A 22710-nucleotide genomic window follows, 5' to 3' on the forward strand; every position below is an offset into this window, starting at 1 on the left:
TTAGGTAAATGTCGCTAGCTCAGGCCTCGGGCGGCAGCTCGTCGCCATAGACGACCATTGCCGAGCCCTCCGCCAGCGCATCGGCGGCGGCGGCGCGCAGGACCGGGTCCTCGGTCGCGCCCGGATCGGCGACTTCCATGCCCTTTTCCAGCCGGACCAGCATCCAGCCGGTGCCGAGCGCGACACCGGCGGCCTTGGCCTGCGCCTCTTCGAAGCTGTCCGCCGAGACATAGATCAGCATGGCGTGGCGCCCGCCGGGGCGGCGGCCCTCGACGGTGTCCGCCACCGCGGTCGCCAGGAATACCGAGAGGCCCATCAGCCGCGACTCCAGCGCGCGAAGATCGCGGTCGGCAGCTCGAGCCCGCGCGCTTCCTCGCGCACCGCCAGCTCGCCGCATTCCACCTTGCCCGGCAAATGCGACACGTGCTGGCGCAGCAGCTCGCCGATCGCCAGCGCCGACATGCGCACGGCATAGACGGTGAGGAACAGGAAGCGCGAATTGGCGTCGAGCAGCTTCGTCGTGTCGGCGATCAGGCCGGGCAGGCCCTCCTCCAGCTTCCACACTTCGCCGTTCGGCCCACGGCCCCATTTCGGCGGATCGAGGATGATTCCGTCATAGCGCCGTCCGCGCCGCACTTCGCGCGCGGTGAACTTGGCGGCGTCGTCGATCATCCAGCGGATCGGCAGGTCTTCCATGCCCGACAGCGCGGCATTGGCCTTGCCTTCCGCGACCGACTTCTTCGAGGCATCGACATGGGTGACCTTCGCCCCCTTGGCCGCCATCGCCAGGCTGCCGACCCCGGTATAGCCGAACAGGTTCATGAACTCGGGCGCGTCCATCCCGTCGATCTGCGACCGCATCCAGTGCCAGACCGGCGACATGTCGGGGAAGAAGGCGAGGTGGCGAAAGGGGGTGTTCTGCGCGGTGAAGCGCACTTCCTCCCAGCGCAGCGGCCAGCCTTCGCTCGGCACCGGCTTGGTGAAGTTCCAGCGGCCGCCGCCATCCTCGTCCGCGCCGGGCACGAACTCGCCATGCGCATCCCAGTTTTCGGAGGCGGGCGCCCACATTGCCTGCGGCTCGGGGCGGATGAAGCGATATTTGCCGTAGCGCTCGAGCTTGCGGCCATGGCCGCTGTCGACCAGCCCGTAATCGGCCCAAGGCTCGCCGGTGAGAGTGATGAGGTCCATGGGGGGTCTTTAGAGCGCAACAAAACGCCCGTCATCCCTCCCAATTCCTCCCCCTCCGGGGGAGGATTTAAGTGCGCGGCTTGGCGCGCTCGGCGATGTAATCGCGCACCGCGTCGAGCGTGCCGGGCAGCACGTCGTAGCGCTCCTGCCGCTCGAACAGGTCGCCCACGCGTGCCGGCAGCGAGGGACGGATGCCGGTGGCGCGCTCGACGGCGTCGGCGAACTTGGCCGGGTGCGCGGTCGCCAGGGTGACGACCGGAACATCGGCGGGGATGTCCGCGCGGCGCGCGGCGGCGAGGCCGATCGCGGTATGCGGGTCGATCACCTGCGCCGCCTCGGCCGAGGCCCAGCGCATCGCGGCGTTCATTTCGTCGGGGGTGATCCGATCGCTCGCGAAGATCTTCGCGGCGCCTTCGGTCTGGGCATTGGTCAGGCGCATCGCCTTGCTCGATTCGAAGCCGGCCATCTGCTCGGCGACGCTGCCGCCGGCGAGATCGGAGAGCAGACGCTCGAAGTTGGAGCTGACCTGGATGTCCATGCTCGGCGCGGCGGTCGGCGTGACGGTGCCCGCCGAATAGTCGCCGCTCGACAGCGCGCGATGGAGGATGTCGTTGACGTTGGTGGCGACGACCAGCCGCTCGACCGGCAGGCCCATGCGCGCTGCGACATAGCCGGCGAAGACGTCGCCGAAATTGCCGGTCGGCACCGCGAAGGCGACCTTCTGCGCCGGCGCGCCGAGGCGGACGGCGGCGTAGAAATAATAGACCACCTGCGCCATCAGCCGGGCCCAGTTGATCGAGTTGACCGCGCTCAGGCGGAAGCGGCCGGTGAAGTCGCGGTCGTTGAACAGCGCCTTCACCATCGCCTGCGCGTCGTCGAAGCTGCCCTCGATCGCGATGTTATGGACGTTGGGTGCCAGCACCGTGGTCATCTGGCGGCGCTGCACGTCGGAGACGCGGCCCTTGGGGTGCAGCATGAAGATGTCGACGCCGTGCCGCCCGGCAACCGCGTCGATCGCGGCGCTGCCGGTGTCGCCCGAGGTCGCGCCGACGATGGTCAGCGGCTCGCTGCTGCCGGTCAGGAACTTCTCGAAGAGCAGGCCGAGCAGCTGGAGCGCGACGTCCTTGAAGGCCAGCGTAGGCCCGTGGAACAGCTCGAGCAGGAAGTGGCGATGATCGAGCTGGACGAGCGGGGTGACCGCAGCCTGGGAGAAGCGGCCATAGGCCTGCTCGCAGAGCGCGCGGAGCTCGTCCTCGCCGAGGTCGTCGCCGGTGAAGGGCAGCATCACGCGGACCGCGGTCTCGACATAGGACAGGCCCTTGAGGCCCTCGATCTGCTCGCGGCTGAAGCTCGGCCAGCTGGTCGGAACATACAGGCCGCCGTCGCTCGCCAGGCCGGCAAGGGTCACGTCACGGAAGCCAAGCAGCGGCGCAGCGCCTCGGGTGCTCTGATATTGCATGAGGGCGGGGCCTAGCGGGGAGCGGGGAGGGGGACAAGATAGGCTATGTTTAGGTGGCGTCATTCCCCACTCCGTCATCCCCGCGCAGGCGGGGATCCAGAGTGGCAAAGCGACGTCTTCGGTAACCCTGGATCCCCGCCTGCGCGGGGATGACGATTATGGTTTGGGCTTCTGCCGCCAGCGTAGTGCGAGGACGTAGATCACCGAGGCGATAAGCGCGAACAGGAACCATTGCACCGCATAGGAGAGATGGTTGTTCGGCACGCTCGACAGGTCGGGTTTCGCGGTCGGTTCGAGCCCCGGCGCGGCGTTTTCCGAGATCAGCATCAGATGCTTGGGTTCGCTGTCGAACAAGCCGGCAAGCAGCGGGCGGTGATCGGGGGCATGGGTGATCGTGCCCGTCACCTTGCCACCGCTCCATGTGGGAAAGAATGTCGGATTAGCCGCCACGCCCATATCGACCAGCAGTAGCGGGCCCTCCGCGCCCGTGCGGCACTGGGCGATATGGCGATAGCCATTGGTGCCCTTGATCGAGCGTCCGCCTTGGGGGCGCCAGTCGATCACTTCGAGGCAGAAGGCATCGGCGCGGCGGAAGAGATTCTCGTCGCCCACCGGCAGACGCGGAAAGGCCATTTTCGGCTTGCCGAGATTCTGCGCATACAGCTTGAGCGCGTCGAGCTTCTCGCCGCGGCGCTCGAGCTGCCAGACGCCCAGGCCGATCATCAGGGCGACGGCAAGGGCGACGATGATCGTCGGGATCAGCGGAAAGCGTGGCATCATTCGCTCCGAACGCGCCCTTCGCCCGCGCGGTTGCGATATTCGAGCGCGAGCAGCAGCCCCTTGGAGAAGCGCAGCGAGAGGATCACCAGCGCGGCGGTGATCGGAATCCACAGCAGCGCATGGATCAGCAGGCCGGGCTGGAAGGTGAATTCGACCCAGAGCGCGAGGCCGGTGACCAGCGCGCCGATGCCGAGGGTGAGGAACACCACCGGCCCATCACCCACGTTGAACCGGGTGAAGTCGAGGTCGCAGGCACCGCATTTGTCGGCAAAGCCGGCGAAGCTGCGGAACAGCGTGGCCGCCCCGCAGCGCGGGCAGGCGCCCTTGGTCCCCGAAAGGATAGGGGGAGGCGACACCGGGCCGCCTCCCCCTGGATTATCGTTGGTCGTGTCGGTCACGTCAGCCGTGGACCGGCGCGCCCCAGCCGCCCCAGACATAGATGGAGGCGAAGAGGAACAGCCACACCACGTCGACGAAGTGCCAGTACCAGGCCGCCGCCTCGAAGCCGAAATGCTGCTTCGGGGTGAAATCGCCCTTGTACGCGCGCACCAGGTTCACGATCAGGAAGATCGTGCCGACGATGACGTGGAAGCCGTGGAAGCCGGTCGCCATGAAGAAGGCGCCGCCATAGCTCGAGCCGCCCTCGCTCGCCGCCTTGAAGGGGAAGGGGGCCTCCATATACTCATAGGCCTGGAAGAAGCTGAACGAGATGCCGAGCAGCACCGTCAGCCACAGGCCCTTCTTCAGCCCCTCGCGATCGCCGTTGATCAGCGCGTGGTGCGCCCAGGTCACGGTGCAGCCCGAGCAGAGCAGGATCAGCGTGTTGAGCAGCGGGAACTGCCAGGCGTTGAGCACTTCCATGCCCTTGGGCGGCCACTGCCCGCCGACCGCCTCGACATGCGAGGGGAAGAGCGAAAAGTCGAACCAGGCCCAGAACCAGCCGACGAAGAACATCACTTCGGAAGCGATGAACAGGATCATGCCGTAGCGCAGATGGAGCTGCACGATCGGCGTGTGATCGCCGGCATGCGCTTCCTGGATCACCTTGGCCCACCAGCCGAACATGGTGATCGCCACGAGCGCGAGGCCCGAGAAGAAGACCAGATAGGCGCTCGGATAGCTGTGCATCACCATGATGCCGCCGATGGCGAGCACAAAGGCAGCAAATGCACCGAAGAGCGGCCAGATGCTGGGTGGCAGGATATGGTATTGGTGATTCTTTGCCCCGGCCATCGATCTTCCCTGTCCTAAGCTTTTGCTCGGAGCTTAGGGCGCGAATTCGCTTCCCGCAACAACCCTCGTGTCGGGTCGATTCAGGATCCGTGCGCGGTGGCCGCCGCTGCCTTCACCGCAGGCGATTCGGACGGGTAGAAAGTGTAGGACAGGGTGATTTCCTGCACGTCGCGCGCATCCGGATCGTCGAGGATCTTGGGATCGACATAGAAGATCACCGGCATGCGCACCGTCTCGCCGGGCTTGAGCGTCTGCTGGGTGAAGCAGAAGCACTGGATCTTGGTGAAATATTTGCCGACGAAAGTGGGGGTGACGTTGAACGTCGCCGTGCCGGTCACTTCATGGTCGCCGGTGTTGGTGGCGGTGAAGAACGCCATGTCGCGCCCGCCGATATCGATCGTGTCCGATCGGCGTTCGGGCTGGAACTTCCAGGGAATGCCCTTCGCCACGTTCGAATCGAAGGCGACGGTGATCTTCTGGCCGACGCTGCCCGGCGCGCGCAGGCCGCGCTGGGTGGTGCCGTTCAGGCCGGTCGCCTCGCAGAACATCCGGTAGAGCGGCACCGCCGCGAAGCCGAGCCCGGTCATCGAACACACGCCGATGCCGGCGAGGATGGCGACGCGCAGGTTGCGGCTCGGCCACTTCATACGGCGTGGCCCAGCTGGATCTTCACGATCGAGATGGCGAACACGAGCACCACGAACAGCCCGAGCAGCACCGCCATCACCACGGCGCGGCTGCGCTGGCGGGCGCGGACCAGTTCGGCCTCCTCGAACGGAGTCGCGGGGGTCTGGATCAGATCATCGGTCATGCGAACCACCTGTCGATAACGAGCGCGCCGAAAACGACGAACAGATAGAGGATCGAGAATTTGAACAGCCGCTTCTCGGGCGCCATGTCGTCATCCGGCCCGGTGCGGCGGATCGCCACCTGCACCGCCATGGCGAGGAACAGGCCGGACATCACCGCGGCGGTGATCCCGTAGATCGCGCCGGTGAAGCCGAGCGGCCAGGGGGCGGCGGCGCACAGGATCATCGGGATCGTGTAGAGCCCGATCTGGATGCGCGTCGTGCGCTCGCCCGCCACCACCGGCAGCATCGGCACGCCGGCATTGGCGTAGTCGGTCTTCACGAACAGCGCGAGCGCCCAGAAATGCGGCGGGGTCCACAGGAAGATCAGCGCGAACAGCAGCACCGGCATGGTGCTGACGTCCCCGGTCGCCGCCGCCCAGCCGATCATCGGCGGAAAGGCGCCGGCGGCACCGCCGATCACGATGTTCTGCGGCGTCCGGCGCTTGAGCCAGATCGTGTAGACGAAGACGTAGAACAGGATCGAGGCGGCGAGGATCAGGGTCGCCGCCAGGTTGATCGCGAAATACATCAGCACGAGGCTGAAACAGGCCAGCCCCACGCCGAAGTGCAGCGCCGACTGGCGATCCATCCGTCCCGCCGGCAGCGGGCGCTTCTGCGTCCGCTTCATCTTGGCGTCGAGATCGGCCTCATACCACTGGTTGAGCGCCCCCGCCGCGCCCGCGCCCAGCGCGATGCACAGGATCGCGGTGAAGCCCAGGATCGGGTGGATATGCGCCGGCGCGGCAAGCATGCCGCAGAGCCCGGTGAAGACGACAAGGGTCATCACCCGCGGCTTGGTCAGCGCGAGGAAGTCACGCCAGTCGGCGGGAAGCGAAACGGTGGCGGCGGAAGTGCTCATGGTCGTGCCACCGGCTATAGGACAGCGCGAGCCGGCGGCAAAGTGGACGATTTGACCCGCGCCGGGCCGATCAGTGCTTCACCCTGGTGTCGAGCGGCGCGGCGGGCTTGGGCGGCACCGGCGGCTTACCGATCCAGGCGAGGCCGTGGGCAAGGTCCAGCGTCACCACCCAGTTGCGCAGGAACGGCATGCCGAGATTGCCGTCCATGATCATGTCCGGGGTGAACGCATCGCCGGTTGTCGCGCGGATGTCGCCCAGCACTTCGAAATCGGCCGGCTGCTTGTCTTCCAGCGCGGGGTCCATGCCCACCAGCCTAGCGATCGGCTTCGAAGCGAGCACGGTGCCGCCATTGCCCGAATCGAGCTCGAACCAGAGCGTGCCCTTCTTCGACGGCACCGCGGCCATCACCGCCAGCGCGCCGCCATCGATCTCGCGCTTCAGCCGGATGCGCAGCGGGCGCATCTTCGCGATTCGCGCGGCACGGCTTGCCTCCGATTCGAGCGTCATCACGCCCGCTGCGAAGTCGAAGGTCACGGTACGGCCCTCGAACAGGTTGAGCCCGATGATCCCGTCGAGATCGACGTCCCTGGGGTTGAGCTTGCCCATGTCGATAAGGCCGAGGATCGGCGGCGTGAGCGTGATCCCGGCCACGATGACCGGCACGGTCTCGCCGCAATGCGGTCCGTCATGACGGGTGCCCATCATGTTGTAACCGGTCAGCCGGCCCCAGGGTTCGCATCCCGCGCGCTTTGCGCTTTCCGGCGAAACAAGGGTGATCCCCGCACCGGTGTCGAGCAGGTAGAGCCCCTTCCTGCCGCCAACCTCGGCTTCGATTGCCCAGCGGGTGCGCCAGGGCTTCATCTGGATGACTGCGTCGGGCGCCGTGGGAGCCTGCTGCGCTTCGGCGGTGGGGATGGCGGCAAGCAGCAGCGCGAAGGCGGCGGGCAGGAACTTCATTGTCTGTCTCCCTGTGGTCCCGGGCATCGTTTCGATGTCGCATCTTTCGCGGCGATGAACTTGCGGCCGCGTCGCGACCAGATCCGCTGCCCATGCGACGGGGGCGAAACGAAAGCGCCCCGGAAGTTTCCTTCCGGGGCGTCTTCAATTCCAGCCTTTCGGCGCTGCTCAATGGTGTCCGTGATCGTCGATCACCGGCAGCGTTTCGAACTGGTGGAACGGCGGCGGGCTGGACAGCGTCCATTCCAGCGTCGTCGCACCTTCGCCCCAGGGATTGCCCTCTGCCTTGCGGCCGGCGAGCAGCGACTGGATCACGTTCCAGAAGAAGATCACCATCGACAGGGCCATGATCAGATAGCCGAACGAGGCGACCTTGTTCCACAGCGCATAGGCATCCGGATAATCCGGATAGCGGCGCGGCATGCCCTGCAGGCCCAGGAAGTGCATCGGGAAGAACATCACGTTCACGCCGATGAAGAACACCCAGAAGTGCAGCTGGCCGAGGAACTCGCTGTACATCCGGCCCGACATCTTCGGGAACCAGTAGTAGAAGCCGGCGAACAGCGAGAACACCGCGCCGAGCGACAGCACATAGTGGAAGTGCGCGACGACATAGTAGGTGTCCTGCATATAGTCGTCGACGCCGCCGTTCGCGAGCACCACGCCGGTGACGCCGCCCACGGTGAACATGAAGATGAAGCCGATCGCCCAGACCATCGGGGTCTTGAAGCTGATCGAGCCGCCCCACATCGTCGCGATCCACGAGAAGATCTTCACGCCGGTGGGCACCGCGATCACCATGGTGGCGGCGGTGAAGTACATCTTGATCGTCACCGACATGCCGGTGGTGAACATGTGGTGCGCCCACACCACGAAGCCGACCAGGCCGATCGCGACCATGGCATAGGCCATGCCGAGATAGCCGAACACCGGCTTGCGGCTGAACGTCGCGATGATGTGGCTGACGATGCCGAAGCCCGGCAGGATCATGATGTACACTTCGGGGTGGCCGAAGAACCAGAACAGGTGCTGGTACAGGATCGGGTCGCCGCCATATTGCGGGTCGTAGAAGGCGGTGCCGAAGTTGCGGTCGGTCAGCAGCATGGTGATCGCGGCGGCGAGCACCGGCAGCGCCAGCAGCAGCAGGAAGGCGGTGATCAGCACCGACCACACGAACAGCGGCATCTTGTGCAGGGTCATGCCCGGCGCGCGCATGTTGAAGATGGTGGTGATGAAGTTGATCGCGCCCAGGATCGAGCTGGCGCCGGCAAGGTGGAGCGACAGGATCGCCATGTCGACCGACGGCCCGGGCTCGCCATAGGTGGAGAGCGGGGCATAGACCGTCCAGCCCGTGCCCGCGCCGATGCCGACGAAGGGCGAGGCGAGCAGCAGCAGGAAGGCCGGGATCAGCAGCCAGAACGAGATGTTGTTCATGCGCGGGAACGCCATGTCCGGCGCGCCGATCATGATCGGCACGAACCAGTTGCCGAAGCCGCCGATCATCGCCGGCATGACCATGAAGAACACCATGATCAGGCCGTGCGCGGTGATCAGCACGTTCCAGAAGTGCATGGCGTCGTCGAACTTCGCCTCGTGGTGCAGATAGCCGATCCAGGTCGGCAGGTGCTGGATGCCCGGCTCGGCGAGCTCCCAGCGCATCAGGCCCGAGATCGAGCCGCCGATGATGCCCGCGACGATCGCGAAGATCAGGTAGAGCGTGCCGATGTCCTTGTGGTTCGTCGACATGAACCAGCGGGCGAAGAAGCCCGGCTTGTGATCGGCATCGTGGTGATCATGGGCATGGTCGTGCCCGTGATCATGCGCGTGGATGGCGGTGTCGGTCATCTCAGTTGCCCGTCGTGTTGCCGGCGGCGGCATTGGCGGCCGGCGCGGTCTCGTTGGTGGCGGCCGGTTCGGCGGCGGCGTTGGTCTCGGCGGCCGGCGCGGCGGCGTTCTGCGCGGCCTCGGCGGCAGCAGCCGCGGCGACCTCGTTCGGCATGGTGCCGCCCTTTGCCTTCACCCACTGGGCGAATTCGGCCGGCGACACGGCCTCGACCGCGATCGGCATATAGGCATGGCGCGCGCCGCACAGTTCGGAGCACTGGCCGAAATAGAGGCCGGGCTTCTCGATGATGAAGCTGGTCTCGTTGAGCTTGCCCGGCACCGCGTCGAGCTTGATCCAGAAGGCGGGGACCGCCCAGCTGTGGATCACGTCCTGCGCGGTGGTGACCAGGCGGATCGGCACGCCGACCGGCAGCACGACGCGCGTGTCGGTCGCCAGCAGGCGGGGGCCGTCGGCATCGGTGCGGAAGCGCTCGCCCTTGCCGACCTGGCTTTGCTCCTTGAGCATGTTCGCGGTCAGCTGGATGCCGCCATTGTCCGGATATTCATAGCTCCAGAACCACTGGTTGCCGATCGCCTTGAGGGTGATCGCATCCTTCGGCGCCGGCTTGAACTGCGCGGCGAGCAGGCGGATCGAGGGCACGGCGATCGCGATCAGGATCAGCACCGGCACCAGCGTCCAGACGATCTCGATCGGCGTGTTGTGCGCGGTCCGGCTCGGCGTCGGATTGGCGGCGCGGCGATAGCGGACGATCACCCAGAGCAGCAGGATCAGCACGAAGATCGAGATGATCGTGATCAGCGGCAGCAGCACCACATTGTGGAACCAGTGCGCTTCGCGTCCGGTCGGCGTCACCTGCGGCTGCAGCGAGATCGCGTCGGCGGTCGGCTGGCCGATGCCCGGAGCCGCCTTGGTCAGCGGCTTGCCGGTGGCATCGAGTGTGGGATCAGCAATAGCGGGGGTCGCGACAGCCGCCGGAGCGGCGGTGTTGGCGACCGGTGCCGCGGCATTTGCGGCAGGCTCCTGGGCGGATGCGGGCGTGGCGAACGCCATCCCCGCCGCCAGGAGGATCGAAGTCAACCCAAGCATGCGCATCGTCTATCTTCACCCTGTTCCGCAAGAGCCCCGGGCTGGGAAAGGATTACCCCCAGTGCAATCGGGGTATACGAGTCATGCATCCATTCTCAACCCTTTTTGATCGGCCGTTGCGGTCGATAGAGGCTGGTCCTAAGGGAAATCGACAATCCCGGGAATGATGGAGTGAGCATTGGAAGGCAACGCAGTTCTGGATGAGTTTCGTGCTGCAGGTGCGTTGCTCGAAGGTCATTTCATCCTGTCTTCCGGGCTTCGTTCGCCCATCTTCCTGCAAAAGATGCGTATTTTCGAGGACCCTGCGCGAACCGAGCGTGTGTGCAGTGCACTAGGAAAGTTGATTCGCGAGTCGTTCGGCGAAGTCGACATGGTCGTCTCGCCCGCGATCGGCGGAATCATTCCCGGCTATGAGACGGCGCGGGCACTCGGCTGCAAGGCCGTGTTCGTCGAGCGCGAAGAGGGCGAATTCCAGCTGCGTCGCGGTTTCGAGATTCCCGAGGGCGCGCGGATCGTGATGGTCGAGGACATCGTCACCACCGGGCTCAGCTCGCGCGAATGCATCGCCGCGATCCGCAAGCATCCGGGCAACCTGCTCGGCGCCGCCTGCATCGTCGATCGCTCGAACGGCACCGCCGATGTCGGCGTGCCGCTCGTCTCGCTGCTCAAGATGGACGTGCCCGCCTATCCCGCCGACCAGCTGCCCCCCGAACTGGCCGCGATCCCCGCGACCAAGCCGGGCAGCCGCGCGATTGCCTGAGATGGGCGGAAAGCTCCGCCTCGGCGTGAACATCGATCACGTCGCGACCGTGCGCAACGCGCGCGGCTCGGGCTATCCCGATCCGGTGCGCGCGGCGCTGCTCGCGGTCGAGGCGGGCGCCGACGGCATCACCGCGCACCTGCGCGAGGATCGCCGCCACATCACCGATGACGATATCGCCCGGCTGGTCGACCAGCTGACCGTGCCGCTCAACCTCGAGATGGCGGCGACCGAGGAGATGCTGGCGATCGCCCTGCGCGCGCGTCCGCATGCGGTGTGCATCGTGCCGGAGAAGCGCGAGGAGCGGACCACCGAGGGCGGGCTCGACGCTGCCGGGCTGCACAACCATCTCGCGCCGATGGTCGAGAAGCTGCGTGCCAATGGCAGCCGCGTCTCGCTGTTCATCGAGCCCGACGCGCGCCAGATCGACGCGGCGCTGCGCCTCGGCGCCCCGGTCGTCGAGCTGCACACCGGCCGCTATTGCGAGCTGGAGGAAGATGCGCGCGAGGCCGAGCTCAAGCGCATCGCCGATGCCGCCGCGCTGGCGGTGAAGGCGGGGCTGGAGCCGCATGCCGGCCACGGCCTGACCTTCGACAATGTGATCCCGATCGCGGCGATCCCGCAGATCATGGAGCTGAACATCGGGCATTTCCTGATCGGCGAGGCGATCTTCGACGGGCTGGCGCCGGTGATCCGCCACATGCGCGCGCTGATGGACGCGGCGCGGTGAGACGCGCCCTCTTCGCGGTGTTCGCGGTTGGCGCGATCGGCACCGCGACGGTGCTGGGTCTTCACCCGGTCTGGTTCGCGTTTGCCAAGCTCGGCGTGGAGGAGCGGATCGTCGATTGGGCCTTCTGGCAACAGTCGATGCCGGCAGTGGCGATAGCGCTGTTGGTCGGGGCGACGGGCCTGATGGTCGCGGATCGCCGTCCACGGATTGCCATGGCGTTGCTCCTGGCCTCTCCGGTTGTCGCCTTTGTAGCTGCTCACCTCATTCTGGCGCTTACCCTATGATCCTCGGCCTCGGCTCCGACCTCTGCAATATCGAGCGCATCCAGAAGTCGCTGGATCGTTTCGGTACACGCTTCGAGCAGCGCAGCTTCACCGATCGCGAGATCGCCAAGGCGAAGACCCGCCCGCACAACTATGCCGCGACGCTCGCCAAGCGCTTCGCCGCCAAGGAGGCTTTCTCCAAGGCGGTGGGAACCGGGTTCAAGGCGGGCGTGTTCATGAAGGACATCGGTGTCGTCAACGCGCCCTCCGGCGCCCCTACGCTGGCATTGACCGGAGGCGCGAAGGCGAGGCTTGACGCGATCACCCCTCCGGGTCACGTCGCCAAGGTGCATCTGACGCTGACGGACGATCATCCCTGGGCGTTCGCCATGGTGATGATCGAGGCGGTGAAGGAAGGTTGATGGGGGCGGACGAGCTCGCGTTGAGTCACGAAGCGTTCGAGGAAGAGGCCGAAGCCCGACCGCACACCGACTGGTGGGCGGAGGCGCGCGGCATCCTGTGGCTCGTGGTCGCGGTGCTCGGCTTCCACAGCCTGATCGCCAAGCCGTTCTTCATTCCCAGCGAATCGATGCTGCCCGGGCTGCTGGTGGGCGACCGGCTGGTCGTCACCAAATATCCCTATGGCTATAGCTGGGTGACGCCGACCTTCCATGTGCTGCCGCACATGCCCGGCCGCATCCTGGGGCGCCTGCCCGAGCGCGGCGACGTGGTGATCGTCACCCCGCCCGGCACCAATACCGACTATATCAAGCGGGTGATCGGCCTGCCCGGCGACATGATCGGGGTGCGCGGCGGCATCGTCTATCTGAACGGCAAGGCAGTGCCCCGCCGCGCGATGGGCGACCGCTACATTCCGGTCGATACCAACACCCGCTGCGACGACGACCATTATCACGGCTTCCTCGTCACGCGCGGCGGCAAGCAGTTCTGCCGCCTGCCGATCTTCCGCGAGACCCTGCCCAATGGCCGGTCCTACGACACGGTCGACCTGGGCTTCCGCGTGGGACGTGGCGACAATTACCCCGAGATCCGGGTGCCCCAGGGCAAGGTGTTCCTGATGGGCGACAATCGCGACAATTCGGCCGACAGCCGCTTCCCGCTCTCGCAGAACGGGCTGGGCGGGCCGGTGCCCTGGGAGAATATCGGTGGTCGCGCCGAATTCATAACCTTCAGCCTCGATGGCAGCGCCAGCTGGAACCCGCTGACCTGGCCCAAGTCCTTCCGTCCCGGCCGTGCCGGCACCACGCTCCACCCCCAACGGGATAACCAGTGATGAGTGATGCGCTCGAATCCGCGAAGGTCCACGTCGTCCAGGAGCCGGGGCCCAACGAGCTGCGCGATCCCGTGGTCCGCGCCGAGCTGAAAAAGGCGAGCGTCTGGTTCGGCCTCGGCATCGCGGTGGCGCTGTTCGTGCTCCTGGTCCAGCCGATCCTGATCATCTTCGGCGGCCTGGTCTTCGCCTCGATGCTCGACGGCGGCGCGCGCCTGCTCGGCCGCATCCTGCCGATCCCGCGCACGCTCCGGATCGTCATCGTCATCCTGCTGGTGATCGCCTTTTTCGGCGGCATCTTCTACCTGACCGGGATGCAGATCGCCGCCCAGGCGGAGCAGCTGCGCACCACGCTGGAAGTGCAGGCCAACAAGGTGGCGCAATGGGTGGCCGAGCTCGGGCTGATGCCGGGGCGCTCGGACCTGACCGGCTTGGCCAAGGAAGCGCTGGGCAGCGTCGGCAAGCTGACCTCGGCGGTCGGCTCGGTGTTCGGCGCGGTTTCCTCCTTCCTGATGATCGTGATCATCGGCCTGTTCGTGGCGCTGGAGCCGCGCATCTATGAGCGCGGGCTGCAATGGCTGGTGCCGAGCGATGCGCGCGACGCCTTCGCCGTCACGATCAGCCGCATGGCGACGACGATGCGCCGCCTGCTCGCCGGGCGCCTGCTCGGCATGCTCTTCGAAGGCGTGCTCACCGCGATCCTGCTGTGGTTCGCCGGGGTGCCGATGGCGCTGCTGCTCGGCATCATCACCGGCGTGCTCGCCTTCATCCCCAATATCGGCGCCTTCATCTCGGGCGTGATGATGGTCTCGGTCGGCTTCAGCGCCGGTACCGAGACGGGCATCTGGGCGATCATCATCTATTTCGGCGTGCAGAATTTCGACGGCTATGTCGTGCTGCCGCTGGTCGCGCGCCGCACGGTCGACATGCCGCCGGCGCTCACCCTGTCGTCGCAGATCCTTGCCTCCACCCTGTTCGGCGTGCTCGGCCTGGCGCTGGCCGATCCGATCGTGGCGATGATCAAGGTCGCGCTGGAGAGCGAGGCGGAGCGCGCCGCCCGAGCCGCCAATGAGCATGGCTCGCGGGTCAAGTGGCGGGTGCGGCTGCGCAAGGGCTATGACCAGGATGCACCCACGCCGCTCGAGCCACCGACGAGCGCGGCATGATCCTCTACGATTATTTCCGCTCCTCCGCGTCCTACCGCGTCCGTATCGCGCTGAACCTCAAGGGCGTGGCGGTCGAGCGGCGCGACGTCATGCTGCTCGAGAACCAGCAGCGCAGCCCCGAGCATCTCGCGCGCAATCCGCAGGGCTTCGTGCCGGCGCTGGAGGCGGATGACGGTCATGTCATTACCCAGAGCCTGGCGATCCTCGACTGGCTCGACGCGCGTTATCCCGAGCCGCGACTGATCCCCGCCGATCCCGATGCCCGTGCTGCCGCACTGGCGCGGGCGCTGGTGATCGCGGCGGACACGCATCCGCTCAACAATCTCCGCGTCATGCGCCGGCTCAAGGACATGGGCGTGGACGAGGCGGGGCGGAACGACTGGACGCGCCACTGGATCGCCGAGGGTTTCACGGCACTGGAAGCGATGGCGGGCGAGAGCCCGTTCCTTGGCGGCGACGCGCCCGGCGTGGCGGACCTGTTCCTGGTGCCGCAGATGTACAACGCCCGGCGCTTCGACACGCCGCTCGCCGCCTTTCCCCGGCTCGTCGCGATCGACGCGGCCTGTACCGCGCTGCCCGCCTTCGCCGCTGCCCATCCCGACGCCGTGGCGCCGAAGTGAGGTGCCTTGGGATCGCGGCGGGCTTGCTGCTCGCCGCGCCGGCCTTTGCCCAGGACCGTGACCCCGATGAGATCGTCGTCACCGGGCGCGGGCTGGAGGCGCCTCCGGGCGATGCTGCCTATGATGTCGTGACGATCGACCGCGCGCGGATCGCCGGGACCGCCAGCGGCCGGCTCGAGGACGCGCTGCGCGATGCTGCCGGGCTCGCCCAGTTCCGCCGCTCCGATTCGCGCTCGGCGCATCCGACCTCGCAGGGCATCACCCTGCGCGGCCTGGGCGGCAATGCCTCGAGCCGGGCGCTGCTGCTGCTGGACGGCGTGCCCCAGGCCGATCCGTTCGGCGGCTGGGTCGCCTTCCCGGCCTATCTCCCGAATCGTCTCGCCGGCGCCCGCATCGTCCGGGGTGGCGGCAGCGGCTATGCCGGGCCGGGCGCGCTGGCCGGCACGATCGAACTGGAGAGCAGCAGCCCCGCACAGCTCGGCGCCCTCAGCCTCGATGCGCTCTATGGCAGCCGCGACAGCGTCGACGTTTCGGGCGTCGGCGCGGCGGCCCTGGGGCGCGGCTTCATCACGCTTGCCGGCCAATATGCCCGGGGCGACGGTTTCACGCCGATTGTTGCGGAGGATCGCGGCCCGGCGGATCGCCCGGCGCCTTATGAGCAGGCGGCGGCGGCGCTCCGTGCGGTCACCGATCTTGGCGGCAATGTCGAGCTGCAGGCCAATCTCTCCGCCTTTGCCGACCACCGCGATCGCGGCGTCGACTTCACCCAGGTGAAGAGCGAAGGCGCCGACGCCAGCATCCGGCTGGTCGGTCGCGGCACCTGGGGCTGGTCGGCGCTCGCCTATCTCCAGACGCGCGGCTTTGCTTCGGGATTCGCCAGCGTCAATGACACGCGCACCGCTGCCACCGCCACGCTCGATCAATATGCCGTGCCCGCCACCGGCCTGGGCGCGCGCGTCGAGATCGCACCGCCCGTCGGCGGCGGTGTGACCCTGCGATTGGGCAGCGATCTGCGCCGCGTTTCGGGGCAAACCGAGGAACTCTACACCTATGTTTCGGGCCTGCCGACGCGCCGCCGCGTCGCGGGCGGCGAGAGCCTGACCGTCGGTGGCTTTGCCGATGCCAGCTACGAAAGCGGTCCGCTGACGCTCAGCCTGGGCGGTCGCCTCGATCATTGGGACATTACGGGCGGGTCGCTGCGCGAGACGTCGCTGGCACCGGGGCCGGTGCTCACCGACAGCCACTTCTCCGATCGTCACGGCTGGGAAGCCACGGGCCGCGCCGGTGCGGCTTATCGCCTGGGGAGAGTGACCCTGCGAGCGGCGGGCTATCGCGGCTGGCGTCTGCCGACGCTCAACGAACTCTACCGTCCCTTCCGGGCCGGCGCCGACGCGACCGCGGCGAACGCCGCGCTCGATCCCGAGCGGCTGACCGGTGCGGAGATCGGTGCCGACTGGCAGCCGACCCGCACGCTCAGCTTCCGTGCGACCGGCTATTGGAACCGGCTCGACAGAGCGATCGCCAATGTCACGATTGCCCAAGGGCCCGGCACCTTCCCCGGAGTGGGTTTCGTCTCGGCGGCGGGTTTCTATCGCCAGCGCCGCAATCTCGACGCGGTGACGGCGAAGGGCGTCGAACTCGACGGCCGCTGGACCTCGGGCGATCTCAGCCTGGGCGCTTCCTATGCCTATACCGATTCGCGGGTTTCCGCCTCGGGCGTGTCCGCGCCGCTCGACGGGCTTCGCCCGGCCCAGACCGCGCGCCACCAGGCGAGCGCGACTCTCGGTTGGAGCCGGGACGATGCCGGCGCCTCGCTGACCGCGCGCTATGCCGGGCCGCAGTTCGAGGACGACCAGAACACGCGAACCTTGAAGGGCGCCTTCACGCTCGACGCCGGTGCCGTGCTGCCGCTCACGCGCAGTTTCACGCTCCAGGCGCGGGCGGAGAATATCTTCGACGCCGAGGTCCAGGCCGGGATCAGCGGGCCCGGCGTGATCGAACGCGCCCTGCCGCGGACCTTGTGGCTGGGGGCGAAGATCAGGCTGCGGTGATCGATCTTCGTCATCCCGGCTTTCGCCGGGATGACGGCTATTTCTCCCCAACCAGCCGATCGAACAGCGCGAGATAGTCCGCGATCGGATCGCCGCCCACCGCGACCGGCGCGGGCCGCACCGCACCTGCACCCAGCCAGTGGTCCAGCGCCGCGACCAGCCCCTCTGCATCCTCGCGGTCGATCACCGTTCCCAGTTCGGGCGCATGGACGATCTCGCGCACCGCAACGCTCGATTCGGTCGAGACCACCGGCGTCCCCACCGACAGTGCCTCGCGCAGCACGCCGGGAACGCCTTCATAGTCCGAAGTCAGCACCGCCACTGCCGCGCCTTTCAGCGCGGGCAGAGGATCGCCGGCATGGCCGGGCATCGTCACCCGGTCGCCAAGCCCCAATGCCGACACCTGCGCTTCGAGCGCCGCCCGCGCGCCACCTTCGCCGAGCAGGAGGAGCTTTACCTGCTGGTCCGCCAGCCGGGGCAGGGCGGTGAGCAGCCGGTCCCAGCGCTTCTGCGGCTCGAGCCGGCCGACGCCGATCAGGTAACGTCCCTCGGGCAGCGCCACCGGCATGGCCCCGGCGATCGTCGCGGCGGGTGGATTGGCGATCACGCTTACCCGCGCGGCGGGCATGCCCATCTCGGCGATCGCTTCCGCCGCCATTGCCGGGGTCATCGCCACGACATGGTCGAGGAAGCGTGGGTGCAGCCTCAGCCATTGCCGATAGCGCCACGCCGCGCCCGACGAGAGCTCCGGGCGCACCAGTGCATTGGAGACCTTGCCGACGATCGGCGGGCTCTTCCGTCCCAGCCGCAGCCGGGTCGCGGCGGCGATCCCGCTATAGTGGTTGCCGGCACAGAAAATCAGGTCGGGTTGCATCGTGCGAACGTGCTGCGGCAGCGAGAGCAGCGCCGAATAGCGCGGGTCGCCGAGCTCGATCAGGTCGATGCCGTCGGGGATCTCGGCGGCCAGCGGTCCCTCGCGGCTGCCCAGCACCAGGGTCACCCGACGCCCCGAATCGAGCCATCCGCGCGCCATGCGCAGCATCGCGCGTTCCACCCCGCCACCCTGCAATCGCTGGGCATAGGTGAGGATATGGTGCGCGGTTTCAGGATGGGTGCAGTGCAACATAGACCTTGCGAATTGCCACTCTTACGCCCAAATCGCCCCCGCAATAAACCGCATTCTGCTGTCACCAGCCAATTTCGCGTCGTGTGAACTGGGGGCTGCAAAGCCGCATGGCGCCGGTAAAGTACTGTAATATGCCGGTTATTTAGGCAGCGGATACGAATCAGTGAACGAACCCAGTTTGGAGGCTTCGGTGAACACGAGCGTTGTCGAGGCCGTCCCCCTTCCGGGCGCGCCCGACCTTGCGGGTCTTGAGCCCGTCGAAAAGATCAAGCGTCGCTGGCCGGCGCTCGTTGGCGGTGCGCTGACGCTGCTGATGATCGTGGCGCTTGGCCGCGAGCTGTTCGGCTCGGGCCTTGCGGGCCTGTACCGCACGCTGCCGACCAACCCGCTCTTCTATCTGGTCTTCGCGCTCTATTATGTGGGGCCGCCGACCTTCGACTATATCATCTTCAAGCGGCTGTGGCAGATTCCGCTCGCCGGACTCGCCGCGCTCCACAAGAAGCGCATCTCGAACGAGGTGCTGTTCGGCTATTCGGGCGAAGCCTATTTCTACGCCTGGGCCCGCCAGCGCACCCAGATGGTCGCGGCGCCCTTCGGCGCGGTGAAGGACGTGATGATCCTGTCGGCGATCGCGGGCAACGCGATCACCTTTGTGATGATGATCCTCGGCCTGCCGCTCTATCTGGGGCTGGTGCCGCCGCAGTGGAAGCTGGCGGTGATCGGCTCGGTCGGGGTGCTGGCGCTGATGTCGCTGCCGTTCCTGCTCTTCTCCAAGCGCGTCTTCTCGCTGCCCCGCCGCGAGCTGTGGTGGGTGTTCATGGTCCACTGCATCCGTATCCTCACCGGATCGCTGCTCGTCGCCATCGCCTGGCATCTGGCGATGCCGAACGTGTCGATCGGCGTGTGGCTGATGATGGCCGCCGGCCGCCTGCTCGTCTGGCGCCTTCCGCTGGTGCCGAGCAAGGAAGCCGCCTTCGCCGCGATCACCGGGGTGGTGATCGGCCAGGGCTCGGCGATGTCCGAGCTGATGGCGCTGATCGCCGGACTCACCCTTCTCGCCCATGTCACGCTGATCGGAGGGTTCAGCGTCCAGGCCCTGCTCATGAGGAACAAGCAGCAATGATCCGCGTCCTGACCGCCAGCACCGCCGCCCTGCTCGCCTTCGCCGCGAGCCCGGCCGCCGCGCAGCAGGATCCGGTCGACGGCACCTGCGCGATCCCCGGCGGTGCGCGGCTCTATGTCAACGTCACCGGCCTCAAGGACCGGACCGGCCGGCTCAAGGTCGAGCTCTATCCGCCGAACGAGGAAGACTTCCTGCGCGACGACACCTCGCTCAAGAAGGAAGGCAAGCCGTTCCGCCGCGTCTGGGCGTCGGTGCCGCAGTCGGGTCCGGTGCGCATCTGCATCCGCGCGCCCCAGGCCGGCACCTGGGCGGTGCTGTTCACGCATGACCGCGACGGCAAGAACAAGTTCAACTTCTGGGAGGACGGCGCCGGCTTCGCCAGCAACCAGAAGCTCGGCCGCAGCCGGCCCAAGGTGCGCCAGGCGCTGGTCAATGTCGGCCCGGCTGGTGGACAGATCACGATCAAGGCCCAATATCTGCGGGGCCTGGGCGGTTTCGGTCCGCTCGACGACTAGGGAAGGTGCGGCCGATGCGCATCGTCGACGTCAACGAGTTCTACTCCCCCACCGGCGGTGGGGTGCGGACCTATCTCGATCGCAAGATGGGGATCATGGCCGATATGGGCCATGAGCTGACCGTGATCGCGCCCGCGCTCGAGTCGAGCGTCGAGGAGCGGCCCGGCGGCGGCCGGGTGATCTGGGTGAAGGCGCCGCCGCTGATCCTCGATCGCAACTACGGCATCTTCGTCAAGGACGAGCCGGTCTGGAACCTGCTCGACGAGCTGAAGCCCGACATCGTCGAGACCAGCTCGCCCTGGCTGCCCGGCTGGACCGTGGCACGGTGGCAGGGCGATGCGGTGAAGGTGTTCTTCGCGCATGGCGACAATATCGGCGCCTATCCGCAGCGCTGGCTCGACAGCGTGGCGACGCCGATCCAGGTCGAGCAGGCCTTTGCCTGGTACACGCGGTACATGAACCGCTTCCTCCAGCACTATGACGCGTTCGTCACCAACGGCCCGGCGCTCGCCAAGCGCTTCCGCCGGCGCGGCATGCATGTCGATGCGTCGATGCCGCTGGGGATCGAGCGGCAATGGTTCTCGCCCGATCTGCGCGACGAGAAGCTGCGCGTGGCGCTGCTCGCCCAACTCGGCCTGCCGCCCGAGGGGCATCTGCTGCTCGGGCTCGGCCGGCACCACAAGGAAAAGCGCTGGCCGCTGGTGATCGACGCGGTCGAGGCGGCGGCGAACGACCTGCCCGTCGGCCTGATGCTGATCGGCGACGGCCCGCAGCGGCGCCAGCTCGAGGAGCGGATCGCCGGCAGCCCGCACATCAAGATCTTCCGCCCGGTCTATGACCGGGTGCGCTTCTCGCGGATCATGGCGAGCTGCGATGCGCTGATCCACGGTTCGGATGCCGAGCCGTTCGGGCTTGTCGCCTCGGAAGCGCTTGCCTCGGGCCTGCCGCTGATCGGGCCGGACGAGGGCGGTTTTGCCGAGATCGCCGATCCGCTGTTCGCCGAAACCTATCGCGCGCGCGATGCCTATTCGGCGGCCGATGCGATTCGCCGCATGTTCGGCCGCGAGCAGACGATCCTGCGCAATGCCGCGCGCATCGCTGCCGGCAAGGTGCGCAGCGACGCCGATCACGCCGCCGAGCTCATGACCTATTATGCCGGCTTGCTTGAAGCCAGGCGGGGCGGCGTCGACTTGCGGGCCTCGGGCAACTCGTAGACCGAGATGTAGAGATCGCCGAGCGGCCAGCGGCCGCGCAGGCGATAGCCCAGCTCGTCCATCCGCTTCACCGTCAGCTGGTGCGATTCCGCGCGCTCGCCATAATAGGCCGGGCGCATCACCACGATCTCGGGCGGGTTGGCGAAGATCCGGTTGATCTCCTCGAGCTGGTCGACGCCCAGCGCGCCATTCTCGCGCTCGCGCGACAAGTGGCTGGGGAAGATCCACGGCGTCACCGTGCAGCGATCGGTATAGCTGTAGAGGATGGCGTTGCCCGAATAGACATACATGCAGCCGCTGCCCTTGCCGATACCATCGGCCAGCGCTTCAAGCTGCTCGGCATTGCCGCGGTGCCACTTGGCGCTCCAGGCGGTATATTCGCCGCCCAGGCCCGCTGCGAGCAGCATCACGGGCGCCACCCACTTCCGGCCGAATTCGGTGCCGCCCAGATAGCCGGCACAGCACAGGCTGGCCGGTACCAGCACCGGCAGGGCATAATGGTTGAACCAGCTGCCGAACACGAGCAGCCCGATGACGGCGGCGATCAGCCAGCCGAAGAAAAGCCCGCGCACCGGATGCTCGCTCGGGTCCTTTACCGGCACGTGGCGCGACAGGCCCGAGATGATCAGCAACAGCCCCAGGATCAGCGCGATCTTCAGGAAGGCGCGCAGCAGCACCAGGGGCGGATCGCTCAGCCGGTCTACGATCGAACCGAAATTGGCGTAGAACCAGGCCTCGCCATGCCCCATCAGGATGAACACGGCCCAGACGATCAGCGTCGGCAGCCACACCGCCGCCGCCCACAGGCAACCGCGACGCAGGATATGGGCGATGCTGGTGCCAAGCCGCATCTCGCGCCACATCAGCCAGATGCCGAGGAACATCGCCTCGAACACCACCGAATATTTCACCTGCATCGCCACGCCGACGATCAGCATGGCCAGCGTGCCGCGATGGATGCGACGGCGGTCGCCGCTCTGGTCCTCGGGCTTGGGCACCACCAGCAGGAAGGCCCAGGCCATCAGCAAATTGTAGAAGACCGGTGCCTGGCCACCCTGGCCGTCGGCGAAGTTGATCATGAACAGATAGAGCAGGGCGGCGATCAGCGCACCGCGTTCCCAGCCGGCCTTTTCGGCAAGCCGCGCGATCAGCATGGCGGTGCCCACCACGCAGGCCAGCGCCATCGCCTGATATACCCAGATCCCTGCCGGCACGCCGAAGGCGGCGGGCAGCAGGTAGATCAGGAACAGGCCGACGGGCTTGCGGTCCCACACATCGACAAAGGGCACCGCGCCGTGCAGCATCTGCTGCGCCGTGACGAAGTAGAATTCCTCATCGACATGGACCACCGGGTTCCCGAAGGTCAGCGCGCGCACCACGACGGCAGCGAGCAACAGGATGGACCAGCGCGGCAGCTGGGCGAACCCTGTGGTGAGGTCGGTCAGGCGAGTCGTCCGGCTCCCCAGCACTTCGGACTTGCTTGCCATCAGGAGCGCGAAGCCCCGGGCGGGAGGTGATGCTGCATGGAGTTGGGTCAGGGCCTTGTTGCTTGCGACGTGCGCTGTGCTTAGCGTCCATGGCGCACGCTGTC

General features: G+C 67.1%; 25 protein-coding genes. 11 read left to right on the plus strand and 14 right to left on the minus strand.

Annotation, left to right across the window (positions count from 1 at the left end):
- Window positions 1-19: 19 nt before the first annotated feature.
- From HNP52_RS06390 to coxB, 12 genes are all read right to left on the minus strand, one after another.
- Complete coding sequence (locus HNP52_RS06390) at window positions 20-316, minus strand: hypothetical protein (protein ID WP_184000378.1); 297 nt, start codon at window positions 314-316, stop codon at window positions 20-22.
- Window positions 316-1188: a class I SAM-dependent methyltransferase gene (locus HNP52_RS06395; RefSeq protein ID WP_184164008.1), complete on the minus strand. Its 873-nt coding sequence runs from the start codon at window positions 1186-1188 to the stop codon at window positions 316-318. The genes HNP52_RS06390 and HNP52_RS06395 overlap by 1 nt, the downstream gene beginning before the upstream one ends.
- 67 nt (window positions 1189-1255) lie before the next feature.
- The gene (thrC, locus tag HNP52_RS06400) at window positions 1256-2647 is read right to left on the minus strand and encodes a threonine synthase (protein ID WP_184164011.1); all 1392 of its coding nucleotides are present in this window, start codon (window positions 2645-2647) and stop codon (window positions 1256-1258) included.
- 156 nt (window positions 2648-2803) lie between these two features.
- On the minus strand, window positions 2804-3424 hold the full coding sequence (locus HNP52_RS06405; RefSeq protein WP_184164014.1) for an SURF1 family protein: 621 nt from the start codon (window positions 3422-3424) through the stop codon (window positions 2804-2806).
- Window positions 3424-3783, minus strand: a complete 360-nt coding sequence (locus HNP52_RS06410) for a DUF983 domain-containing protein (RefSeq protein ID WP_311768412.1) — start codon at window positions 3781-3783, stop codon at window positions 3424-3426. The genes HNP52_RS06405 and HNP52_RS06410 overlap by 1 nt, the downstream gene beginning before the upstream one ends.
- A gap of 43 nt (window positions 3784-3826) precedes the next feature.
- On the minus strand, window positions 3827-4660 hold the full coding sequence (locus HNP52_RS06415) for a cytochrome c oxidase subunit 3 (RefSeq protein WP_184164020.1): 834 nt from the start codon (window positions 4658-4660) through the stop codon (window positions 3827-3829).
- 80 nt (window positions 4661-4740) lie between these two features.
- Window positions 4741-5307 carry a cytochrome c oxidase assembly protein gene (locus HNP52_RS06420; RefSeq protein ID WP_184164023.1) on the minus strand — a complete coding sequence of 189 codons (567 nt, stop codon included), beginning with the start codon at window positions 5305-5307 and terminating at the stop codon, window positions 4741-4743.
- Complete coding sequence (locus HNP52_RS06425; protein WP_184164026.1) at window positions 5304-5471, minus strand: hypothetical protein; 168 nt, start codon at window positions 5469-5471, stop codon at window positions 5304-5306. The genes HNP52_RS06420 and HNP52_RS06425 overlap by 4 nt, the downstream gene beginning before the upstream one ends.
- Window positions 5468-6370, minus strand: coding sequence for a heme o synthase (locus HNP52_RS06430; protein ID WP_184164029.1), 903 nt, complete (start codon window positions 6368-6370; stop codon window positions 5468-5470). Before HNP52_RS06430 ends, HNP52_RS06425 begins: the two co-directional genes overlap by 4 nt.
- 70 nt (window positions 6371-6440) lie before the next feature.
- Entirely contained in the window at window positions 6441-7328 is an 888-nt protein-coding gene (locus HNP52_RS06435; RefSeq protein WP_184164032.1) for an aspartyl protease family protein, read from the minus strand.
- Window positions 7329-7496: 168 nt separating this feature from the next.
- Complete coding sequence (ctaD, locus tag HNP52_RS06440) at window positions 7497-9173, minus strand: cytochrome c oxidase subunit I (RefSeq protein ID WP_184164035.1); 1677 nt, start codon at window positions 9171-9173, stop codon at window positions 7497-7499.
- 1 nt (window position 9174) lies between these two features.
- Entirely contained in the window at window positions 9175-10260 is a 1086-nt protein-coding gene (gene coxB, locus HNP52_RS06445) for a cytochrome c oxidase subunit II (protein ID WP_409372603.1), read from the minus strand.
- A gap of 178 nt (window positions 10261-10438) precedes the next feature.
- Here coxB and pyrE point away from each other — a divergent pair, with 178 nt between their 5' ends.
- Genes pyrE through HNP52_RS06485 form a run of 8 tightly spaced genes read left to right on the plus strand, consistent with a single transcriptional unit; the run spans window position 10439 to window position 17141 of the window.
- Entirely contained in the window at window positions 10439-11020 is a 582-nt protein-coding gene (gene pyrE / locus HNP52_RS06450) for an orotate phosphoribosyltransferase (protein WP_184164040.1), read from the plus strand.
- 1 nt (window position 11021) lies between these two features.
- Complete coding sequence (locus tag HNP52_RS06455) at window positions 11022-11750, plus strand: pyridoxine 5'-phosphate synthase (RefSeq protein WP_184164043.1); 729 nt, start codon at window positions 11022-11024, stop codon at window positions 11748-11750.
- Window positions 11747-12034 carry a hypothetical protein gene (locus HNP52_RS06460; protein ID WP_184164046.1) on the plus strand — a complete coding sequence of 96 codons (288 nt, stop codon included), beginning with the start codon at window positions 11747-11749 and terminating at the stop codon, window positions 12032-12034. Before HNP52_RS06455 ends, HNP52_RS06460 begins: the two co-directional genes overlap by 4 nt.
- Window positions 12031-12435, plus strand: coding sequence for a holo-ACP synthase (gene acpS, locus HNP52_RS06465; RefSeq protein ID WP_184164049.1), 405 nt, complete (start codon window positions 12031-12033; stop codon window positions 12433-12435). The genes HNP52_RS06460 and acpS overlap by 4 nt, the downstream gene beginning before the upstream one ends.
- Window positions 12435-13307 (plus strand): signal peptidase I, encoded by an 873-nt coding sequence (gene lepB, locus HNP52_RS06470; RefSeq protein ID WP_184164052.1) that lies wholly within the window; start codon window positions 12435-12437, stop codon window positions 13305-13307. The genes acpS and lepB overlap by 1 nt, the downstream gene beginning before the upstream one ends.
- Window positions 13307-14470: an AI-2E family transporter gene (locus HNP52_RS06475; RefSeq protein ID WP_184164055.1), complete on the plus strand. Its 1164-nt coding sequence runs from the start codon at window positions 13307-13309 to the stop codon at window positions 14468-14470. The genes lepB and HNP52_RS06475 overlap by 1 nt, the downstream gene beginning before the upstream one ends.
- On the plus strand, window positions 14467-15090 hold the full coding sequence (maiA, locus tag HNP52_RS06480) for a maleylacetoacetate isomerase (protein WP_184164058.1): 624 nt from the start codon (window positions 14467-14469) through the stop codon (window positions 15088-15090). Before HNP52_RS06475 ends, maiA begins: the two co-directional genes overlap by 4 nt.
- The gene (locus tag HNP52_RS06485; RefSeq protein WP_184164061.1) at window positions 15087-17141 is read left to right on the plus strand and encodes a TonB-dependent receptor domain-containing protein; all 2055 of its coding nucleotides are present in this window, start codon (window positions 15087-15089) and stop codon (window positions 17139-17141) included. The genes maiA and HNP52_RS06485 overlap by 4 nt, the downstream gene beginning before the upstream one ends.
- 37 nt (window positions 17142-17178) lie before the next feature.
- Here HNP52_RS06485 and HNP52_RS06490 read toward each other — a convergent pair whose 3' ends face one another.
- Complete coding sequence (locus tag HNP52_RS06490; RefSeq protein WP_184164064.1) at window positions 17179-18267, minus strand: glycosyltransferase; 1089 nt, start codon at window positions 18265-18267, stop codon at window positions 17179-17181.
- A 190-nt stretch (window positions 18268-18457) separates the two neighbouring features.
- Between HNP52_RS06490 and HNP52_RS06495 the strand changes: the two genes are divergently transcribed.
- The 3 genes from HNP52_RS06495 to HNP52_RS06505 are packed head-to-tail and all read left to right on the plus strand — an operon-like array spanning window position 18458 to window position 21119.
- The gene (locus tag HNP52_RS06495) at window positions 18458-19390 is read left to right on the plus strand and encodes a hypothetical protein (protein WP_184164067.1); all 933 of its coding nucleotides are present in this window, start codon (window positions 18458-18460) and stop codon (window positions 19388-19390) included.
- Window positions 19387-19905 (plus strand): DUF2141 domain-containing protein, encoded by a 519-nt coding sequence (locus HNP52_RS06500; RefSeq protein ID WP_184164070.1) that lies wholly within the window; start codon window positions 19387-19389, stop codon window positions 19903-19905. The genes HNP52_RS06495 and HNP52_RS06500 overlap by 4 nt, the downstream gene beginning before the upstream one ends.
- A 14-nt stretch (window positions 19906-19919) precedes the next feature.
- The gene (locus HNP52_RS06505) at window positions 19920-21119 is read left to right on the plus strand and encodes a glycosyltransferase (protein WP_184164073.1); all 1200 of its coding nucleotides are present in this window, start codon (window positions 19920-19922) and stop codon (window positions 21117-21119) included.
- Here the strand turns inward: HNP52_RS06505 and HNP52_RS06510 are convergent.
- Window positions 21056-22606 carry a glycosyltransferase family 39 protein gene (locus HNP52_RS06510; RefSeq protein WP_184164076.1) on the minus strand — a complete coding sequence of 517 codons (1551 nt, stop codon included), beginning with the start codon at window positions 22604-22606 and terminating at the stop codon, window positions 21056-21058. The two genes, HNP52_RS06505 and HNP52_RS06510, sit on opposite strands and share 64 nt — an antisense overlap.
- Window positions 22607-22710 lie beyond the last annotated feature (104 nt).

It is taken from the genome of Sphingomonas kyeonggiensis (assembly GCF_014204495.1).
Lineage (GTDB): Bacteria > Pseudomonadota > Alphaproteobacteria > Sphingomonadales > Sphingomonadaceae > Sphingomonas > Sphingomonas kyeonggiensis_A.

Excerpts from the sequence above, each read along its gene's own strand:
- HNP52_RS06390 (WP_184000378.1), bottom strand. The coding sequence starts at position 316 with ATGGGCCTCTCGGTATTCCTGGCGACCGCGGTGGCGGACACCGTCGAG.
- acpS (WP_184164049.1), top strand. The coding sequence starts at position 12,031 with ATGATCCTCGGCCTCGGCTCCGACCTCTGCAATATCGAGCGCATCCAG.
- HNP52_RS06505 (WP_184164073.1), top strand. The coding sequence starts at position 19,920 with ATGCGCATCGTCGACGTCAACGAGTTCTACTCCCCCACCGGCGGTGGG.
- HNP52_RS06500 (WP_184164070.1), top strand. The coding sequence starts at position 19,387 with ATGATCCGCGTCCTGACCGCCAGCACCGCCGCCCTGCTCGCCTTCGCC.
- HNP52_RS06510 (WP_184164076.1), bottom strand. The coding sequence starts at position 22,606 with ATGGCAAGCAAGTCCGAAGTGCTGGGGAGCCGGACGACTCGCCTGACC.
- coxB (WP_409372603.1), bottom strand. The coding sequence starts at position 10,260 with ATGCTTGGGTTGACTTCGATCCTCCTGGCGGCGGGGATGGCGTTCGCC.
- HNP52_RS06415 (WP_184164020.1), bottom strand. The coding sequence starts at position 4,660 with ATGGCCGGGGCAAAGAATCACCAATACCATATCCTGCCACCCAGCATC.
- HNP52_RS06425 (WP_184164026.1), bottom strand. The coding sequence starts at position 5,471 with ATGACCGATGATCTGATCCAGACCCCCGCGACTCCGTTCGAGGAGGCC.
- ctaD (WP_184164035.1), bottom strand. The coding sequence starts at position 9,173 with ATGACCGACACCGCCATCCACGCGCATGATCACGGGCACGACCATGCC.
- HNP52_RS06395 (WP_184164008.1), bottom strand. The coding sequence starts at position 1,188 with ATGGACCTCATCACTCTCACCGGCGAGCCTTGGGCCGATTACGGGCTG.
- maiA (WP_184164058.1), top strand. The coding sequence starts at position 14,467 with ATGATCCTCTACGATTATTTCCGCTCCTCCGCGTCCTACCGCGTCCGT.
- HNP52_RS06490 (WP_184164064.1), bottom strand. The coding sequence starts at position 18,267 with ATGTTGCACTGCACCCATCCTGAAACCGCGCACCATATCCTCACCTAT.
- HNP52_RS06435 (WP_184164032.1), bottom strand. The coding sequence starts at position 7,328 with ATGAAGTTCCTGCCCGCCGCCTTCGCGCTGCTGCTTGCCGCCATCCCC.
- HNP52_RS06430 (WP_184164029.1), bottom strand. The coding sequence starts at position 6,370 with ATGAGCACTTCCGCCGCCACCGTTTCGCTTCCCGCCGACTGGCGTGAC.
- HNP52_RS06475 (WP_184164055.1), top strand. The coding sequence starts at position 13,307 with ATGAGTGATGCGCTCGAATCCGCGAAGGTCCACGTCGTCCAGGAGCCG.
- HNP52_RS06420 (WP_184164023.1), bottom strand. The coding sequence starts at position 5,307 with ATGAAGTGGCCGAGCCGCAACCTGCGCGTCGCCATCCTCGCCGGCATC.
- lepB (WP_184164052.1), top strand. The coding sequence starts at position 12,435 with ATGGGGGCGGACGAGCTCGCGTTGAGTCACGAAGCGTTCGAGGAAGAG.
- HNP52_RS06405 (WP_184164014.1), bottom strand. The coding sequence starts at position 3,424 with ATGCCACGCTTTCCGCTGATCCCGACGATCATCGTCGCCCTTGCCGTC.
- HNP52_RS06455 (WP_184164043.1), top strand. The coding sequence starts at position 11,022 with ATGGGCGGAAAGCTCCGCCTCGGCGTGAACATCGATCACGTCGCGACC.
- thrC (WP_184164011.1), bottom strand. The coding sequence starts at position 2,647 with ATGCAATATCAGAGCACCCGAGGCGCTGCGCCGCTGCTTGGCTTCCGT.